We start from the raw sequence: 17,513 nt of genomic DNA on the forward strand, positions 1-17,513 counted from the left end.
ACCCCCATGTAATCCGTGCTTGTTGCAGCTTCGTCACAGGGGGATGCGGGAACGCGGCAGAGCCTTACACCAGCCTGACCGTTCGCCGAACGTTACCGGTTCTTGTTCACCGGCTTGCGCTTCTCGATGAACGCTGCCATGCCCTCGGAGCGGTCCTCCAGCGCGAAGGTCGAGTGGAACAGGTTGCGCTCGACGCTCATGCCCTCGGCGAGCGTGGTCTCGAAGGCGCGGTTCACCGCTTCCTTGGCCATCGCGGTTGCGGGGCGCGACATCGACGCGATCTTCTCGGCTGCCGCCATCACTTCGTCCATCAACTTGTCAGCGGGAACAATGCGGCTGACGAGGCCTGAGCGCTCGGCTTCCGCCGCATCCATCATGCGACCGGTGAGGCACAGGTCCATGGCCTTGGACTTGCCGATCGCGCGCGTCAGGCGCTGGGTGCCGCCGATGCCGGGAATCGTGCCGAGCGTGATCTCGGGCTGGCCGAACTTTGCGGTGTCGGCGGCGATGATGAAATCGCACATCATGGCGAGCTCGCAGCCGCCGCCGAGCGCATAACCGGCAACCGCCGCAATCGTCGGCTTGCGGCAGCGCGCGACGCGGTCGCCGCCGATCGCGGCAAAATCTTCGGAGAACATGTCGATGAAGCCCTTCGGCTGCATCTCCTTGATGTCGGCGCCGGCGGCAAAGGCCTTCTCGCTGCCGGTCACTACGATGCAGCCGATGGTCTCATCGGCCTCGAGATCGTCGACGGCAGCTGCGATCTCGCGGAAGACTCCGAAGGAGAGCGCGTTGAGCAGCTTCGGCCGGTTCAGCTTGATGATGCCGACCGCACCGATGCTTTCGACGATGATGTGTTCGAACGTGCTCATGCTCCACCCACGCTTTTGATTGGGCGTGCAATGTGCCCGTTGACGCGGTGGGCTTCAAGGGGGCCGGGGACGCAGGACGCGCGGGCCGCGCATCCTGCCGGAACCGGCAATCAGGCCATGAACATGCGTGCGGCCGAGGCCAGGGTCAGCAGCGTCCCGACGCCGATGAAGATCTTGCCGATCAGGGAGCTCTGGTCCCAGGCCGAACTCTGCTGGCTGCTCGCCATCACCGGTGCCGGCCGGGGCTGCGCCTCGGTTGCGGCAATCACCGCCTTCTGCGCCGGCGGGTTGTCCTGTTGCACGGCGCGGTCGATGTCGTTGAGCTGATCGGGCGCGACAACTTGGCCCTCGGCAGCCGCGGCGTTGGTGTTGTCGGCCGCTGCCTGGACATTGCCGTTGGCGCGGTCCGTCATCGCAGAGGCGGCAGCCGCAGTCGGCGTATCGGCTGCGGCGAGCTGCGCATTGGCATTGGCGACCGCCGGCGGCATCTGGCTCGAGGCCGGCATGTCGTTGACGGCCTTGTTGTCGGCCTTCGGCTCCTCGGCCTTGGCCGGGGCGTCGTTCTTGTTGTCGGATTTCTGTGCCGTCTTGCTGCTATTGGTGCGGCGCGATTCATGGCGCCGGTGCTTGCTCGGCTTGGCCGCGTCAGCCTGTTTGCCCGCGCTGTCCGAATTGCCGCTTGTGGCTTGGTCGGGCGCTGCCTGTGCAACGCCTCCGAACAGCACGAAAAGGCCGGCAAGAAGGATCAACGCCGAGCGCCCGCTGGCTTTCATCATGTTGACGATCTCCCCAATTCCGCCCGTCCCGGGAACGAACAGAGACCCTGGGGCGTGACGACAGCGGGGCAGAAAAGGGGAATCTTCGCGCTACACCGGGCGAAAACGGGGCAAAGCGGGGCGACGCACCCGGCCGCCGGGTGCGGGGCGAGCCGAACGGTGTTATGAGCCGTCGCAGACGTTTCCGGCCGTATCGGTTGCGAGTTCCGGCGTTGATCACGAATTCGTGATCTTGAGGCGCCCGCGTAACAAATTGAACGAACGGCCGAATTGCATGGTGAGGGGCGCGCGTGCGCGGACGTGAGGACGAATGGACCGGCCTGATGCGGTCGGCCATGGCAGGCGATGATGCGGCGTATCATCGCCTGTTGAGGGCGGTCACGCCGGTGCTGCGCGCCGCGGCGAGGCGTGGCTTGGCGCGGGCCGGGCAACCTCCGGACCAGGCCGAGGATATCGTGCAGGAGATACTGTTGGCGGTGCACCTGAAGCGGCACACATGGGACAGCGAGGCCCGCTTTGCGCCCTGGCTGTTCGCGATCGGCCGCAACAAGCTGATCGATGCGCTCAGGCGACGCGGCAAACGCATCTTCGTCAACATTGACGATTTCGCCGAGACGCTCCCGGGCGAGGCGCCGCAGGAGACGGCCTCTGCGAGCGAGGTCGCAACCCAGCTCGGCACGCTGCCGCAGCGCCAGCGCGACGTGCTGCAGTCGATCGCGGTCGAGAGCGCCTCGATCAAGGACACGGCGGCGAAGTTTTCGATGAGCGAAGGCGCGGTGCGGGTCGCACTGCATCGCGGACTTGCGGCACTGACTGCCAAACTGCGGGACCACTAGTCATGGATACCGATCAACTCATTCGCTCGCTCGCTGCCGACAACGCCCATCGCGTGCCGCGCGTCGGCGCCGTGCTGACCATGGCGCTGCTGGTGGCCGCGCCCTTGTCGATCCTGATCTTCGCGACGTTCCTCGGCGTGCGTCACGACGTGATGAGCGCGATGCGCAACCCGTTCTTCGACATGAAGTTCGCGGTCACGCTATCGCTTGCGATCCCCGCGATCATCGTCAGCCTGCATCTGTCGCGTCCGGAAGCCTTGTTGCGCGGCTGGGGCTGGCTGTTGCTGCTTCCGGTCGGACTGCTTGCGGTTGCGATCGGCAGCGAGGCGATGATGGCGCCGGCCATGCCGATGACGATGCGGCTGATGGGCAAGAATTCGAGGGTGTGCCTGTTCGCGATTCCCGCTATGTCGCTGCCGTTGCTCGCGGGCGCGCTGTTCGGCCTGCGCCATGGCGCGCCCTCGCGCCCCGCGCTCGCCGGCGCGCTCGCCGGCCTGGTGTCGGCCGGCCTCGCCGCGACGCTCTATGCCTCGCACTGCACCGACGATTCCCCGCTGTTCGTCGCGACCTGGTACACGATCGCGACCGCGCTGGTGACGGCGATCGGCGCAGTGGTGGGATCCAAAGTCCTGCGCTACTAGCGAGCCGGCATCAGGCCGCCGGAATCGTGCTCTGTTGCATACGGTGGAAGCGCAGCACCTGCTGTGCGGTCGAGCTGCGGAGCGCCTCGTAAGCGTCGCGCAGCGTCAGCATGTCGGTCTGCGAACCGCCTGAAAGCTTCTCGCGCATGGCGATGATGGCCCGCACGCTCGGCCAGGACATGCCCGCAGCCTTGGCGAGGATCATCACGCCCTCGGTGCGGCTTTCGATCATCATGGTCTCGGCGGCCTCGACCGCGACGCCCGCGAGCGCCGCGAGCCCCGCATTGGTTTCGTCGAACTTGCCCTGCTCGGCGAACGCGGTGACCTGGAATTCGTTGAGACGGCCGTCCTCGTGCAGCGACTTCACCAGCGCACGGGCCATCTCGGTTTGCCTCGTCATGGCGGCGGCGCGGACCCGCTGGGCCGCTTCCTGGACCACGCTCGACACCTCGTCCACAAGCTCCGGATGGGCGGCCTCAAGCTTTTTGCGCACGCTGGAGGATGCCTTGGCGACCAGCCTCAAATAGTGATGACGCGGCAGGTCCGGCCGCAGGCCGATGCAGGTGGCGAGGTCGTCGTCGCGTTCGGCACGTGTGACGAGATCGGTGAGGCTTCCCTCGGAGAGCCGCGCACCGGGATTGCTGACGGTCGACTGCACCACGTCCTCGTTGCCCCGCGTCACCAGCACGTCGGTCAGCGCCTCCGACAGCATCCGTCGCAGCGAGATCGCCTTGAGATGCGCCTGGCCCCTCGTGCGCGCGATTTCGATCAAAGTCGTCTCGTCCAGCCGTTCCGATTTCGACAGCACCGGGCCGGAGACCTCGACGACCTCGTCGAGCGCGAGCGTGCGGATGATGTTCGGCGGGGCGGCCGCGATCGGTGCGAGGCGGTCGGCGAGCAGCGCCCTGGCTGACGTCTCGATCTGCTCGATCAGGCACTGGAACACGTCGTCGAACACGCGAATGTGGTCATCGGAATAATCCACCGCGTTGCCCACGAAGAGATCGGTCACGCGGCGCAGCGTCTCGACCCGGCGCGCGACGGTGCCGTGCGAAAGCGCAGCCTGCAATTCCTCGAGCAGATTCTCGGATGATTTCGCGGATTTGGATCTCATAGCCCTGTCCTGGAGCGTTCGGTCCGGAGGCAGCTTCTGCCCTGCCGGGAGAAAATGGATTGGTCAGCTCGTTGCAATACGGTTGCGCCCTTGCGCCTTGGCGGAATAGAGCGCGCAGTCGGCGCGCGCGAGAAACGTGTCGGCAGTATCGACGTCGCGCAGCGTCACGACGCCCGCAGAAATGGTTACGTGCATGCCCGGGGAGAATGCGCTCCAGTCGAGATCGGCGACGATGCTGCGCAAGCGCTCGAGCATGCGCTGCGCGGCATCGCCCGACGTGTCCGGCAGCAGCAGCAGGAATTCCTCGCCGCCATAGCGGCCGAAGCTGTCGGCCGGCCGGATGTTGGCGAACATGGTGATCGCGAAGGTGCGCAGCACCTCGTCGCCGACGGGATGGCCGTGGGCGTCGTTGATGCGCTTGAACCAGTCGAGATCGATCAGCGCGATCGCGCACGGCGTCGATGTTTGCCGCGACTTTTCGATCTCGACGTCGAGAAGGCGCATGATGCAGCGGCGGTTGTAGGAGCCGGTGAGTTCGTCGAGCTCGGCCAGTTCCTCGATGCGTTGATAGGCGGCCTTCAGTTCGATGCTGCGCCGGTACAGAATCTTGCGCAGGGTGGCGCCGAACAGGCCGAGGAAGGCGCACTGGCCGATCACCAGCACGAAGCAAAGCATCGAGGCGGTTCGCTCCAGGCGGGTCGTAACCGGCAGTCCGATCGGCAGGTCCGAGCCCAGGAAGACCAAGCCAAGCCCGCAGGTGGCAAGGCCCCAGGTGACCATCGCCTGGCTCGAAGTCATCCGCAGCGTGCCAAACGCGAAGATCAGAAACAGCACGGCGAGGAACGCGACCCCGACCGTCGGCACTGCGAGCAGAAACACCAGCTGCAGCGCCATATGCGCCGAGATCTGGAAGACGGTGAGATAATGATCCTGGAACCGGTCCCCGAAGCCGGCTTCCGACAGCACGGTGAAGGTGCCGATGATCAGGAGGCCGCCGAGCCAGAACAGCGATGGGACGGCCATCGAGACCGCCCCGCCATAGGCGTAGAGCAGCAGGACCGAGGCGCCCAGCGAGTAGCTCGCCACTTGGCCGATATACATCTGGCGGCGCTGGCGGACCCGCCGCGCCAGAACGTCGGGGGTCGCTGCCTCGGGCGTGAGGACGAGATCCGCGACCTCAGCGGCATTCCTCTCGGGAAGGGACGTCGCAGCCGTGCTCATGGTCCCGCCAGTGGTGGATCTCAGCGTAAAAATCTACGTGGCAAGCCTTTAGGTTTGGTATCCTTGGAAACCGAATCCGAACCGTGCAGCACGGAACAAGGTCATAGGCCGGCGAAGGAATTTTTACCGGTGATCAGGCATCCGTTGCGATGCGATCGAGCCAAAGGCCGGCTTGGCGAGACATATGTCGTGCAGGGCTGCTATGGAACCGGGTGAGGCTGGCCGCCTGTGCCGGACAGGCACTCCGCAGGGAAGTATCTCAGTATTATGTTACCGATCTGGATCGTGGCGGCCGATGGCTGCGGGTGGGACAAGAAAAATGCGCCTATGTGGGGTGGATCACACACGCGCCTGTACGACTGCGGTAGCCTGAACAATTTTGCCCCCCGCGTCGAACCGTCCGCCGTATCGACCCGACCAATTTTGCGAGACGGCCTTTGAGCGTGACACAGGCGGCTTCGGACGAGGTCCTCATCGCCAGGATCGCCCAAGGTGACCGGCTCGCCATGCAGGTGCTGTACGGGCGGCACCATGTCAGGGTTTACAGGTTCGGTCTCAGGCTCGTGCGGGACGAGCAGGCGGCGGAAGACCTCATCAGCGAGGTATTTCTAGACGTCTGGCGTCAAGCCGGGAAGTTCGAGGGCCGATCCGCCGTTTCCACCTGGCTGCTGGCAATCACCCGATTCAAGGCCCTGTCTGCGCTCCGGCGCAGGAAGGATTTCGAGCTGGACGAAGAGGCCGCCAACGCGATCGAGGATACGTCCGACGATCCGGAAACGGTGGTGCAGAAAAAGGATACCAGTGAGGCGTTGCGGGAGTGTCTGACGGGCCTCTCGCCCGACCATCGGGAAATCGTCGATCTCGTCTACTACCACGAGAAGTCCGTGGAAGAGGTGGCCGAAATCGTCGGGATACCGGAGAACACCGTGAAGACGCGCTTGTTCTATGCGCGCAAGAAACTGGCCGAACTGCTGAAGGCAGCCGGCATTGAGCGAGGCTGGCCATGATGGCTTTGAGCAAGAAGATGCTGGAGCAAGAGCCCAGTGAAATTGAACTGCTGCTGCCGTGGCACGCCGCCGGCACGCTGAATGCGCGTGACGCGCGCCGTGTCGAGGAAGCGCTGGCGCGCGATCCCGCGCTTGCCAAGCAATATGCTGCGATCCGCGGCGAGTACGAAGAGACCATCCATCTGAACGAGAGCCTGGGTGCTCCGTCGACGCGTGCGATGCAGAAGCTGTTCGCCGAGATCGACGCCGAGCCGGCGCGGGCGAGCGGCTCGCTGCCGCTGTCGGCGCGCATCGCGACCTTCTTCGCGAGCCTGTCGCCGCGCACGCTGGCCTGGTCGGCGAGCCTTGGCGCCGTCGTGCTCATGCTGCAGGCCGGAATCATCGGCGCCGTGCTGATGAAGAACCAGCCGGCGACCTTCCAGACCGCTTCGCTCTCGACCAGCGCGCCGATCACGCGCGAGCTTGGCAGCACGGCTGCGCCGGCGCGCGCGCTGGTGCGCTTCACGCCCGAGGCGCGCATCGCCGACATCACCGGGCTGCTCGACAGCTACCACGCCTCGATCGTCGATGGGGCCAAGGGCGGCATGTTCCGCCTCCAGTTCGACAAGGCCATGAGCCAGGACGAGCTCGCTTCGCTGCTCGGCAAGATGCAGCGCGAGAAGTTCGTCAACCTCGCCGTCGCGGCGCCCTAGGCGCGCCGCTAAGCCGATGACAGGCAAGTCCGAGAGCAGGGTGCGTGCCAGGGCCTACGCTTCATCGGTCGGCGCTGTGCTTCTGATCGCCGCCGGTCTCGGCGTCGAGGTTGCGCAGGCGCAGGCGATTATGCGCACGCCCACGATCAGCGTGCCCTCGCGTACGCCGACCATCTCTCCGAGCATCGCCCCGCGTATCACCCCCAGTATTGCCGCCCGTGCGGTCAGTGTCGACCGTGGCCCGCGGACGATGGCGGCCATCCCCCACACCACGACGTCGCGCATACGGCCGACGACGCCGGTGCTGCCCTATGCGCGCTATTCGCCGAACCTCTACCCGGCCTGCAGCGCACCCTATCGTGATGCTGACGGCGAGTGCACGGGGCAGCCGATCGCAGGCGGCCAAGGCACTGGAAAATCTGGCAAGAAAAGCGCCGGCAAGGGGCGTGGTAACAACACCCCGGTTGCGGTCACCTCGCGCAGCTTTGCCAACGAATTCGTCGCCGAGATCGATGGTGCGCTGTCGCCCGGCGATGCCGACGAGCTGGCCCGCCGGCACGGCCTGGCGCGCGTCTCTTCGGAGAGCTTCCCGCTGATCGGGGCCACGTTCGGTCTGTTCCGCATCACCGACGGCCGGCCCTACGAGACGGTGCGGCGCGAATTCGCGGCCGACGGCAGCGTGCGCTCGGTCCAGCCGAACTTCCGTTATGCCCTCCAGGACCAGAAATCGGCGACCCCGAGCGAGGGCGATCCCGCGCAATATGCACTGGTCAAGCTCCGCCTGCCGCAGGCCCATACGCTGGCGCACGGTGCCAACGTCACGGTTGCCGTGATCGACTCCGGCATAGACGCCAAGCATCCCGAGCTTGCCAATTCCGTCGCCGACAATTTCGATGCGCTCGGCAGCGCCGAGGGGCCGCACATCCACGGCACCGGCATCGCCGGTGCGATCGTGGCGCATGACCGGCTGATGGGCAGCGCGCCCGAGGCGCGCATCATCGCGATCCGTGCCTTCGGCGGCACCAACGGCGGCGCCGAGAGTTCGTCCTACATCATCCTGCGCTCGCTGAATTACGCCGCCGAGCACGGCGCGCAGATCGTCAATATGAGCTTTGCCGGCCCAAAGGACGCGGTGATCGAGCGCGCCATCGCGGCGACCGCCGCGCGCGGCCTCGTGCTGATTGCGGCCGCCGGCAATGCCGGCGCCAAATCGCCGCCGCTCTATCCGGCCGCCAATCCCAACGTGATCGCGGTCAGCGCGACCGACCAGCAGGACAGGCTGTTCACCGCGTCCAACCGTGGCAACTACATCGCCGTCGCAGCGCCCGGGGTCGACATCTTCCTGCCGGCGCCGGACGGCAAATATCAGATGACGTCGGGAACCTCGTTCTCGGCCGCCTATGTCTCCGGCGTCGCGGCGTTGCTGCTCGAGCGCAATCACGCCTTGAAGCCGGAGGCGCTGCGCATGACCCTGGCGAAGACCGCGCGCGATCTCGGCTCCCCCGGGCGTGACGAGCTTTTCGGCGACGGCCAGACCGATGCGTTCGCCGCGGTCATGGCTATTCCCGCCGACAGCGCGACGCCGGTGGCGGCTGCGTCCGGTACAACAAAACGTGAAGATGCCGGAACGCGTCGCGACGCGCCCGGCAGCCGCGCGATCGAACAGCCCTCGCTGTCGAGTGCCGAGGATAAATCCACGATTTCTCAGGCGGATAGGCCGGCGGCGCGATAACGGCTGCGACAAAGATGCGCGCGGTCCGAAGGTCAAAAAAGCAAACGCCGCTTTGAACGTTCAGCCAGCTGCCACGACCAAATTATGTGGGAGCGGTCATCCCTCCCCATCAGTCATATTAGGCGCGAGCGCCCATCCACCCCAAGCGCCCATATGGCTCGACCCGTCCGGTTGTCCCCCCGGACGGGTCTTTTCTTTTTGGGGCCATCCGATTTGGCATCCGCTTTTTGAGGCTTCGCGCTCGTTCAGCTTGCGGTTGAGGGATCGCAGCTGCGTTCGTCGTGACCGCTCGCCCGGCACGCCGCAAGCCCGTTATGCTTGTGCGAAGCTTGACTCGAAAACACAGCAAATATCCGCACGACTACGGTGATTGATGACGAAAGCCGTGTCGTTGCTGGACAGGACAAAACTTTTCCACAAAATATTCATGTCGCGTCTAAATTGATTCGTGTGCGTTGCGTCCCCCCGCGTCCGTGTTTTCCCCTGACGGGCTGGTCCATGACACATCGCCAAGAGTCTGATTTCGCGTCGGTCCGTGCCGTGGCTGTTGGCCGCGACGTCGCGGCACGCTGGTGCGCTCTCGCCGAGCAGCGCCTGCACCATCTCTCCGAAATGTTCGAGACCGGCCGCTGGCGCCGTTATCATTCCGAGATCGCATTCCTCGAAAACATCCAGGAAGCCAAGCGGGCCGTCCAGACCTGGCGCGCCCTTGCAACCGGCGGGGACGTCGCCGAGGCGGCTGCGAGCGTGACGCCCGCATTCGGTTGGTCGCCGGCGACGATGCCCCGCGTGTTTCCGCGCGAGCAGCAGGCGCAGACCGTGCAGCCCAAGACCCTGCAGCCAAAGGCCGTCCACATCGCCCCCGAGACCGCCGTGCCGGTCAGGTTCGATCCGAAGCCGGACGTTCTGGCGGAGATCACCGAAGCCCCGATCGTGCCGTTCGCCACGCCTGCACCGCTCGCGGCGCCTGCCGCGATGGCCTCGTTCACTGCGCCTGCCGAGATTCCGCCGCTGAGGGCCCCCGCGGCGAGGGCACCGTTCACCGCACCCGCCGTGAGGTCACCGCTCGCCCCGCCCGCGACAATGGCGCCACTCACCGCGCCTGTTGTGAGGCCGCCGGTCGCCGCGCCCGGTGCAATGGCAGCGCTCCTGCCCCAGTTCGCCCCGCCCGCGGCCGAAATCGTCGCAGCCCCCGACCGCGTCGTCGAATTCACCCTCAGCCTGGACGGGCTGGAAGCCAAGTACCCGCTGCTCAGGAACGCGTTCTAAGTCGGCGAGGGCAGAGGCCGCCACCCCTCTCGTTCCGTCATCCTGAGGCGCGAGTGATGGGGCGCATCGCGCCCCATCGGGAGCCTCGAAGTGATGCACGGCCCGTCTGCTGCCGCATCAACGCTCACTTCTCCCGCCGAGGCGCCCCCGCCCGACGCCGCGCAAACTGGCTCACCGCCTTCCAATCGGAACGGATCAGCGCTTCCTTCTTGGCGCGGCTCCATCCCTTGAGCTGCCGCTCGGCGGCAATGCCATCGGTGATGCGATCGAAATATTCGGACCACACCAGGACGACTGGCCGCCTCGAATAAGTATATCCGGGATGAGCTCCGGCGTTGTGCTCATCGACGCGCTTTGACGTGTCCTCGCCGGTCGCGCTTCCAATGTAGAACGAGCCATCCGCGCATCGCAGCATGTAGATATAGATGCCCACGACATCATCCTTCGAGGCTCCCCACGTGGCGCGTTGCGCCACGTGTCTCGCACCTCAGGATGACGGCAGTGTTTGGGCTGTCAAGTTTTGATGCGACAACCTCAGGGTATCCCGTCATCCTGAGGTGCGAGTTTCGCGGTGCAGAGCACCGCGGAGCGAGCCTCGAAGGATGCACGGCCCGGCTGTTAGCCGCGCCTACCGCCGCACGGCATTCCCGCCGAGCACCACCTGCGCAAACCGTTGCGCGCCGTCTGCTGACAGATCCGAGGTCACTGCACGGGCGTGATCGAGGCCGACCACGGCGCCGCGCGGGGTCTCCGAGATCATGTTGTTGTTGACCAGCGCGATGCCGGCGCCCGGAACGACGGAGACGCCGACACCCGCCAGGGCCTTGCGGATCACGTTGCCCGTGATCGCGACGTCGCGCAGATATTTACCCCAGCCGGCGACGATGCCGTAGGATGGCGCGTTCTCGATCACGTTGCCGGTCACCGATGAATCGGCCTCGATGTAGATGCCGACGCCGGCGTCGTCGTCCGGCGCGGTGCCGATCGGGCGCTTCGGGATCAGATTGCGGATGATATTGCCCTGAACCACCGCGATGCGGCCGCCTTCGTTGAAATTGCAGACGGAGACGCCGACGGCGGCGCCATCCACGGTGTTGTTGGCGATCACTGCCGCCGCGAAGGCGAACTCTGAATACAGCGCGACCTCGCGCACGTCGCTGACGCTGTTGCCTGTTATGTGGATGTTCGAGGCGGAGTTGCCGCGCACCGCCGAGTAATCACAGTTCCTGATGCGGTTGCCGCGCACGATCACGTTGCCGGCACGGAAGGCGTTGATGGCGTTGCCGTACTGACCGGAGCCGCCGGGCCCGGCCTTGATGTTCTCGATGCGGTTGTCAGTGACCAGCGTGCCGTCGTCGCCGATCGCGGTGCGCAGGATCTCGATGCCGTTGTCGTTGGTACCGATGATGGTGTTGCGGGAGACGTTGAGGCCTTTGGCATCGAACGACACCACCGCCGTCACCGCGATGTCAGTGAAGATATTGCCGGAGATCTCGCCGGATACCTGCTCAAGCCAGATCCCGCTGCCGCCCGCGCTCATGATCTCGCAATCGGCGATGCGGACGTCGCGTCCGCCGAGAACGTGAATCAGTCCGCGCCGCGTCGGCAGCGGAATGCTGCCGCCGTCGAAGGTGATGCCGGTGAGGCCGATGGAGCCAGAGCCGTCGCTCTGGATCGCCGAGGCGCCGCCGGTGAAGAGAATCTTCGTCGCTCCGCGCACACCGATCAGTTGTGCGCCGTTCGGCAGCCGCAGCAGCCCGCTGCGATAAACGCCGGGCGGCAACGCCAGCGGCATCTGCGCCCGCGCGGCCTCATCGATTGCACGTTGGAGCGCGCGAGTCTGATCTTCGCTGCTGCCGGGCCTGACGCCGTATTGCGTGGCATCGCGGCCGAGCAGGGACGTCAGCGGCGCGGCGCGCGCGGCGTCGGCCGGCATGGCGAGCGCGCCGGCGATGCCGGCGGTGGAAGCTCCGATGAGATGGCGGCGATTGAGGTCCATGACGCGTCCTCCGGCGGACGCGGGCGTCCGCGCGGATTAGGTAGCGTAGCGCGGCCGGGGTCGTGAGGATTGTTCGCGGTAGGGTTAAATGTTTACGCAGACAGAGGTGCCGTAGGGTGGGCAAAGCGAAGCGTGCCCACGATTTGAAGGCAGATGGAACGAGATGGTGGGCACGGCGCAAGGGCGCCTTTGCCCACCCTACGAAACCTGCGCATTCCGCCGCTTCCGTGCCAACTGCACCATCTCCATCAGCATGGCCTCGCCCGCATCCACCAGCTCCTCCAGCGTGATGCGCGGCGCCCCCTTGCGGCGCACGGCGCCGCTGCGTGCGAGCAGGGGAATATGGATGAACGCCGCAAGCTGCGGACCACCCGCCTTCACGTTCTCGATCGCGCGCCAGCTTAGGTAGTTGCAGAGATAGGCGCCGGCATCGCGCGAGGGTCGTGCATCGATGCCGGTCAGGCGCGCGGCGCGCAGCAGTCTTGCCGTGTGCGGGCCGAACGTCATTGCGTCCGCATGGCCGGCAATACCGCGCTTGCTGGAGCGGGTGTTGGCGGCATCGGGCCAGAGCATGGTGACGGCGTTGCGCGCGCGGGTCTCGATCCGCAGGTGAGGCGTGCGCGCAGCGAGGCCGAACATCAGAACCGCATCCGGCCTCACTTTCGCGAGCACCTCCGGCAATTGCCGGTCGACCGCGGCGTAGGTGACCGGGAAGATGTGGCTGGAGATCGCGACATCGTCGAGCGCCGGACGGCGCAGTTGCGCAAGCCGCGCGACCAGCGGCTGGGTCGGATTATAGGGCGCGCCGGGAAACGGCCCGAAGCCGGTGAGGAGAATGCGGAGTCTTTCGCTCATTGCAGCAACTCCAACATCTGCTCGGCGGCAAGGGCCGGCGTGAGATGGCCGTCGGCGACCTCAGCCTCGATCTTCCGGACTTTCGTCCGCACCGACGCCTCGCTGCGCAATCGTGCCAGCGTCCGCTGCTCCAGCATCGACCACATCCACTTCACCTGCTGCTCGCGCCGGCGCGCGGCGAAATCGCCGGAGGCGTTCATCGCCTTGCGGTGATCCAAAACCTTCTGCCAGATTTTCGCGATGCCATCGCCGGTGAGCGCCGAATAGGTCTCGACCGGCGGATGCCAATGCTCGGACCGCGGGCTGAGGATGTGCAGCGCGCTTCGATAATCCGCGGCGGTGATCTTGGCGCGCTTGAGGTTGTCGCCGTCGGCCTTGTTGATCGCGATCATGTCGGCGAGCTCGACCAGGCCCTTCTTGATGCCTTGCAGTTCATCGCCGCCGCCGGGCAGCATAAGTGCGAGGAAGAAATCGGTCATGTCGCAAACGGCCGTCTCGGACTGGCCGATGCCGACGGTCTCCACCAGCACGACGCCGAAGCCGGCGGCTTCGCACAAGAGCATCGCCTCGCGCGTCTTGGCCGCAACGCCGCCGAGCGTGCCCGAGGACGGTGAGGGACGGATGAACGCATCATTGGAGGCGGACAGCCGCGCCATCCGCGTCTTGTCGCCCAGGATCGAGCCGCCGCTGCGCGCCGAGGACGGGTCGACCGCGAGCACGGCGACCTTGTTTCCCTGTTCGATGAGGTAAGTGCCGAGCGCATCGATGGTGGTGGATTTGCCGACGCCCGGCGATCCCGTGATACCGACGCGAAACGCCTTGCCGGTGTCGGGCAGCAGCAACTGCACCAGCTCGCGCGCCAGCGCCTGATGGTCGCCGCGCCGGCTCTCCACCAGCGTGATGGCCCGGGCGAGAGCCGCGCGACTGCCGGCGCGAAGCTCCTTGGCGAGGGTCTTGATGTCCAGCGAGGCCTTCTTCTCAGTCATGCCCTGCTTTACAACGCCGAGGCGAGGCAGGCGAGACCCGCCCGCCCGATATCACCGGGATGCTGCCGCCGCCGTCTGCGGCTGTTTCACCTTGCGCCACACCCACACCATCACCGGCCAGAGCAGGGCGCCGATCGCCATGGCGGCGAGGATGGCTGCGACCGGACGTTCGAAGAACGGCAGGATGCTTCCGTCCGACTTGATCAGAGAGGTGACAAAGGCCTGCTCGACCATGGTGCCCATGACGATGCCGAGCACCATGGCGGCGACGGGATAGCCGTTCGCCTCCATGACGTAGCCGATCACGCCGAAGGCGGCGACGGTGACGACGCCGAACATGTTGTTGCCGATCGCGAACGAGCCGACCGCGCAGCACAGCATGATGATCGGCATCACGGTCGAGCGCGGCGCCAGCAGGATATAGGCTGCGACGCGGATCATGGCGATGCCGAGCGGGATCATCATGATGTTCGCGATGATGAACATCAAATAGATCGCGTACATGCTCGACGCCTTCTCGGTGAACAGCGTCGGGCCCGGATTGAGACCCTTCATGTAGAGCACGCCGATCGCGATCGCGGCGATGGTGTCGCCGGGGATGCCGAACAGCAACGAGGGCACCCAGCCCGAGGCAATGCTGGCGTTGTTGCTAGCGCCGGCCTCGACCAGGCCCTCGACATGGCCGGTGCCGAACTTTTCGGGCTCCTTGGAGAAGCGTTTCGACATCGCGTAGGAGACCCAGGCGGCCATGTCGGCACCGGCGCCCGGCAGCACGCCGATGATGATGCCGACGATGTTCCCGCGCGTCATCTGCCAGTGATACAGCTTGGTCAGCCTCCACTGGCCGGCCATGATGCTTCCGAATTTTCGCCGCGGCAGCGGCGGCGGCTCGGGCGTCAGCATTGCGCGCATCACCTGCGCCACCGCGAACACGCCGACCAGCGCCGGGATTGGCTCGATGCCGCCGAACAGATCGGTGAGGCCGAAGGTGAAGCGCGGGATGCCGCCGGGGTTTTCGATGCCGACGCAGGAAACCAAGAGGCCGAGGAACATGCCGGCGATCGCCTTCACCGGCGAGGAGCGCGCGACCAGAGTGGCACACATCAGGCCGAGCAGCGCCAGCCAGAAATACTCGTAGGTCGAGAACGACAGCGCGATCTCGGCAAGGGGCGGCGCCAAAATCATCAGCGACAGCACCCCGGCGATGCCGCCGACGGCGGAGAACCACACGCCGGCGCCGAGCGCGAGCTCGGCCTGGCCCTTGCGGGTCATGGCATAGGCCTCGTCGGCATAGGCGGCGGAGGCGGGCGTGCCGGGAATGCGCAGCAATGCGCCCGGAATGTCACCGGAGAAGATCGCCATCGAGGACGCCGCGACGATGGTCGCGATGGCCGCGATCGGCGACAGATAGAAGGTCACGGGGACGAGCAGGGCGGTCGCCATCGTTGCCGACAGGCCCGGCAGCGAGCCGATCACGAGGCCGTACACGGAGGCTGCGAACATCGCGATGATGACCTCCCAGGTGGAGATCAGCGCGAACGCGTCAAGCAGGGTTTTCAGCATGGGATTACCAGGGCGTCGGCAACAGGCCGGCGGGCAGCGGCACGCGGAGCAGCTTGCCGAAGATGAGGTGAATGGCGAACGGCGAGAGCGCGGCGATCGGCAGCGCCAGCTTCCACTTGGCCCCTAACGCGGTCGAGGTGATGTAGACCATGATCGCCGCGGTGATGATGAAGCCGAGCCGGTCGGCGGCGGCCACGTAAAACAGCAGCAGCGCCGGCGGCAGCAGGGCGCGCAAGCCGTAGAGTTTGCCCTGCGGCGGCGGCGCGGCTGCCTGGCCGTCCTCCAGCGGAATCAGTTCTTCCTCCTCCTCGAAGGAATGGCCGATGCCGAACACGATCGCGAGCCCGCACAGCGCTAGCCCCGTGCCGATCACCAGCGGAAACACGTTGGGGCCGACCGGCTGGCCCGGCACCGGCGGCAAGATCCAGCCGCCATAGGCAGCCGCCGCGCCGAGCGCGACGAGAAACGATCCCGTGACGGAGTCGGGAAGACGCATGGAGAAAAGTCCTGTCAGAATTCCGGGGGAAGCGCTCCCTCTCCCCGCGTGGGTCGGGTTAGCGCATGTGCCGAAAGTGCTTGGCCTGCATGGTTCGAGACGCCCGCTCTCGCGGGCTTCTCACCATGAGGGTCTGATATCTCGCCGCAAGAAGCGACCTCATCCTGAGGGCCCGCCGGAGGCGGGCGTCTCGAAGGATGGGCTGCAAGCGAGCTACTCGCCACCTTCTTCTTCATAAGCGATAGCCCGCCGCACGCGAGGAGGGGTGAACAATCACGCCTTGCTCAGGCCCGCCGCTTTCATCGCTTCGCCCATCTGGGCGTCGCCCTTGTCCATGAAGCCTGCGAACTGGGTGGCATCGCCCCAGACAGTGCCGAAGCCGCGATTGCTCATGAAGTCCTTGAACTCGGCGGATTCGTAAACCTTCTTCAGCGCCGCCGTGAGCTTGGTTGCGATCTCCGGCGGCAGGTTCTTCGGTGCGCCGATGCCGCGCCAGGCGCCGGTTGCGTAGTCGATGCCCATCGCCTCCTTCAGCGTCGGCACGTCCTTGAACACCGGATTGCGCGCGGGGGCCATGATGGCGAGGCTCTTCGCCTTGCCCGCCTCGATGATGGCACGCGCCTCCGGCACCGAGCACGTGGTGAGGTCGAGGCCGCCGGCGGCGAGATCCTGCATCGCTGGCGCTGCGCCGTTCGACGGCACCCAGGCGACCTGGTTGGCGGGCAGGCCCATCGCCTGCATCCAGCCGACCAGCGCCAGATGCCAGATGCCGCCCTGGCCGGTGCCCGAAGCCTTGAACTTGCCGGGAGGGGCGGCCTTGATCGCCTCGGCGAGCTCCTTGACCGTCTTGTAGGGCGAGGATGAGGAGACCTGGATGCCCGGGGGGTCCTCGTTCATCAGGGCCAGCGGCGTGTAGCTCTTCGGCGTCAGCTCGGTGAGGCCCTGCCAGTGCATCATCGAGATTTCGACGGTGAGCATGCCGATGGTGTAGCCGTCGGGCTGTGCGGTCGCGATCGCGCTATGGCCGACCACGCCGGAGCCGCCGGTGCGGTTGACCACGTTGAAGGGCTGGCCGAGGTCCTTTTCCAGCAGCGCAGCGACAATGCGCGCGGTCGCATCGGTTCCGCCGCCAGCGCCCCAGGGAACGATCACGGTGACCGGACGGGCCGGATAGGCTTGCGCGAGCGCGGGCTTGAACCCGAATGCGGCGGATGCCGCGACTGCGGCCGTTGAAGCCGCAAAAGTGCGGCGCGAAATCTTGGACATTGAATGCCTCCCAGCGGCGCCCGTGACGTGGCGCTCTTGTCAATGGCGACATTCTAGTCGGCTTTGCAGCGCCGCCGCAAGGTAGCGCTACCAACGAGATCGACATGTTGTGTGAATACTGCATGCCCATTCGGATGGGCAGTCGGAAATCGGGTGGGTTTTGCCCGCACGCGCCGTCAATCTGAGCG

At 66.0% G+C, this 17,513-nt stretch carries 17 protein-coding genes; 6 read left to right on the top strand and 11 right to left on the bottom strand.

All coding sequences use genetic code 11. The features are described from left to right. Positions 1-92 precede the first annotated feature (92 nt). Both IVB26_RS14395 and IVB26_RS14400 read right to left on the bottom strand, forming a co-directional pair. Entirely contained in the window at positions 93-872 is a 780-nt protein-coding gene (locus IVB26_RS14395; protein WP_247972265.1) for an enoyl-CoA hydratase, read from the bottom strand. A 110-nt stretch (positions 873-982) separates the two neighbouring features. Next, the gene (locus IVB26_RS14400; RefSeq protein ID WP_247972266.1) at positions 983-1,648 is read right to left on the bottom strand and encodes a hypothetical protein; all 666 of its coding nucleotides are present in this window, start codon (positions 1,646-1,648) and stop codon (positions 983-985) included. Between the two features lie 290 nt (positions 1,649-1,938). On the opposite strand from IVB26_RS14400, the gene IVB26_RS14405 reads away from it, so the two are divergent. Next, positions 1,939-2,484, top strand: coding sequence for a sigma-70 family RNA polymerase sigma factor (locus IVB26_RS14405; RefSeq protein ID WP_247972267.1), 546 nt, complete (start codon positions 1,939-1,941; stop codon positions 2,482-2,484). A gap of 2 nt (positions 2,485-2,486) precedes the next feature. Next, complete coding sequence (locus IVB26_RS14410; RefSeq protein ID WP_247316653.1) at positions 2,487-3,125, top strand: NrsF family protein; 639 nt, start codon at positions 2,487-2,489, stop codon at positions 3,123-3,125. A gap of 10 nt (positions 3,126-3,135) precedes the next feature. On the opposite strand, the gene IVB26_RS14415 is transcribed toward IVB26_RS14410, so the two are convergent. After that, positions 3,136-4,239: a DUF2336 domain-containing protein gene (locus IVB26_RS14415; protein ID WP_247972268.1), complete on the bottom strand. Its 1,104-nt coding sequence runs from the start codon at positions 4,237-4,239 to the stop codon at positions 3,136-3,138. A 63-nt stretch (positions 4,240-4,302) separates the two neighbouring features. Next, positions 4,303-5,460: a GGDEF domain-containing protein gene (locus IVB26_RS14420; RefSeq protein ID WP_247972269.1), complete on the bottom strand. Its 1,158-nt coding sequence runs from the start codon at positions 5,458-5,460 to the stop codon at positions 4,303-4,305. Between the two features lie 437 nt (positions 5,461-5,897). On the opposite strand from IVB26_RS14420, the gene IVB26_RS14425 reads away from it, so the two are divergent. The 4 genes from IVB26_RS14425 to IVB26_RS14440 all read left to right on the top strand — a co-directional run bounded on the left by IVB26_RS14425 (position 5,898) and on the right by IVB26_RS14440 (position 10,160). Next, on the top strand, positions 5,898-6,467 hold the full coding sequence (locus IVB26_RS14425) for a sigma-70 family RNA polymerase sigma factor (RefSeq protein ID WP_247560066.1): 570 nt from the start codon (positions 5,898-5,900) through the stop codon (positions 6,465-6,467). Continuing rightward, positions 6,464-7,159, top strand: a complete 696-nt coding sequence (locus IVB26_RS14430; protein WP_247972270.1) for a hypothetical protein — start codon at positions 6,464-6,466, stop codon at positions 7,157-7,159. Before IVB26_RS14425 ends, IVB26_RS14430 begins: the two co-directional genes overlap by 4 nt. A gap of 16 nt (positions 7,160-7,175) precedes the next feature. Next, on the top strand, positions 7,176-8,891 hold the full coding sequence (locus IVB26_RS14435) for a S8 family serine peptidase (RefSeq protein ID WP_247972271.1): 1,716 nt from the start codon (positions 7,176-7,178) through the stop codon (positions 8,889-8,891). A gap of 540 nt (positions 8,892-9,431) precedes the next feature. Further along, positions 9,432-10,160, top strand: a complete 729-nt coding sequence (locus IVB26_RS14440; protein WP_247973159.1) for a TIGR03809 family protein — start codon at positions 9,432-9,434, stop codon at positions 10,158-10,160. A 124-nt stretch (positions 10,161-10,284) separates the two neighbouring features. Here the strand turns inward: IVB26_RS14440 and IVB26_RS14445 are convergent, their stop codons facing one another. The 7 genes from IVB26_RS14445 to IVB26_RS14475 all read right to left on the bottom strand — a co-directional run bounded on the left by IVB26_RS14445 (position 10,285) and on the right by IVB26_RS14475 (position 17,325). Next, a complete protein-coding gene (locus IVB26_RS14445) occupies positions 10,285-10,593 on the bottom strand; it encodes a GIY-YIG nuclease family protein (protein WP_247972272.1) in 309 nt (102 codons plus the stop codon). Positions 10,594-10,788: 195 nt separating this feature from the next. Next, complete coding sequence (locus tag IVB26_RS14450; protein WP_247972273.1) at positions 10,789-12,159, bottom strand: TIGR03808 family TAT-translocated repetitive protein; 1,371 nt, start codon at positions 12,157-12,159, stop codon at positions 10,789-10,791. Between the two features lie 198 nt (positions 12,160-12,357). Next, the gene (locus IVB26_RS14455; RefSeq protein WP_247972274.1) at positions 12,358-13,014 is read right to left on the bottom strand and encodes a pyroglutamyl-peptidase I; all 657 of its coding nucleotides are present in this window, start codon (positions 13,012-13,014) and stop codon (positions 12,358-12,360) included. Beyond that, positions 13,011-14,000, bottom strand: coding sequence for a methylmalonyl Co-A mutase-associated GTPase MeaB (meaB, locus tag IVB26_RS14460; RefSeq protein ID WP_247972275.1), 990 nt, complete (start codon positions 13,998-14,000; stop codon positions 13,011-13,013). The genes IVB26_RS14455 and meaB overlap by 4 nt, the downstream gene beginning before the upstream one ends. Positions 14,001-14,051: 51 nt before the next feature. After that, positions 14,052-15,563: a tripartite tricarboxylate transporter permease gene (locus tag IVB26_RS14465; RefSeq protein WP_247972276.1), complete on the bottom strand. Its 1,512-nt coding sequence runs from the start codon at positions 15,561-15,563 to the stop codon at positions 14,052-14,054. Positions 15,564-15,567: 4 nt separating this feature from the next. Continuing rightward, a complete protein-coding gene (locus IVB26_RS14470; RefSeq protein WP_247972277.1) occupies positions 15,568-16,059 on the bottom strand; it encodes a tripartite tricarboxylate transporter TctB family protein in 492 nt (163 codons plus the stop codon). 273 nt (positions 16,060-16,332) lie between these two features. Continuing rightward, the gene (locus tag IVB26_RS14475) at positions 16,333-17,325 is read right to left on the bottom strand and encodes a tripartite tricarboxylate transporter substrate binding protein (RefSeq protein ID WP_247316695.1); all 993 of its coding nucleotides are present in this window, start codon (positions 17,323-17,325) and stop codon (positions 16,333-16,335) included. Positions 17,326-17,513 lie beyond the last annotated feature (188 nt).

This window comes from Bradyrhizobium sp. 195 (assembly GCF_023101665.1).
GTDB lineage: Bacteria > Pseudomonadota > Alphaproteobacteria > Rhizobiales > Xanthobacteraceae > Bradyrhizobium.

Excerpts from the sequence above, each read along its gene's own strand:
- IVB26_RS14395 (WP_247972265.1), bottom strand. The coding sequence starts at position 872 with ATGAGCACGTTCGAACACATCATCGTCGAAAGCATCGGTGCGGTCGGC.
- IVB26_RS14400 (WP_247972266.1), bottom strand. The coding sequence starts at position 1,648 with ATGATGAAAGCCAGCGGGCGCTCGGCGTTGATCCTTCTTGCCGGCCTT.
- IVB26_RS14410 (WP_247316653.1), top strand. The coding sequence starts at position 2,487 with ATGGATACCGATCAACTCATTCGCTCGCTCGCTGCCGACAACGCCCAT.
- IVB26_RS14415 (WP_247972268.1), bottom strand. The coding sequence starts at position 4,239 with ATGAGATCCAAATCCGCGAAATCATCCGAGAATCTGCTCGAGGAATTG.
- IVB26_RS14420 (WP_247972269.1), bottom strand. The coding sequence starts at position 5,460 with ATGAGCACGGCTGCGACGTCCCTTCCCGAGAGGAATGCCGCTGAGGTC.
- IVB26_RS14430 (WP_247972270.1), top strand. The coding sequence starts at position 6,464 with ATGATGGCTTTGAGCAAGAAGATGCTGGAGCAAGAGCCCAGTGAAATT.
- IVB26_RS14435 (WP_247972271.1), top strand. The coding sequence starts at position 7,176 with ATGACAGGCAAGTCCGAGAGCAGGGTGCGTGCCAGGGCCTACGCTTCA.
- IVB26_RS14450 (WP_247972273.1), bottom strand. The coding sequence starts at position 12,159 with ATGGACCTCAATCGCCGCCATCTCATCGGAGCTTCCACCGCCGGCATC.
- IVB26_RS14455 (WP_247972274.1), bottom strand. The coding sequence starts at position 13,014 with ATGAGCGAAAGACTCCGCATTCTCCTCACCGGCTTCGGGCCGTTTCCC.
- meaB (WP_247972275.1), bottom strand. The coding sequence starts at position 14,000 with ATGACTGAGAAGAAGGCCTCGCTGGACATCAAGACCCTCGCCAAGGAG.
- IVB26_RS14465 (WP_247972276.1), bottom strand. The coding sequence starts at position 15,563 with ATGCTGAAAACCCTGCTTGACGCGTTCGCGCTGATCTCCACCTGGGAG.
- IVB26_RS14470 (WP_247972277.1), bottom strand. The coding sequence starts at position 16,059 with ATGCGTCTTCCCGACTCCGTCACGGGATCGTTTCTCGTCGCGCTCGGC.
- IVB26_RS14475 (WP_247316695.1), bottom strand. The coding sequence starts at position 17,325 with ATGTCCAAGATTTCGCGCCGCACTTTTGCGGCTTCAACGGCCGCAGTC.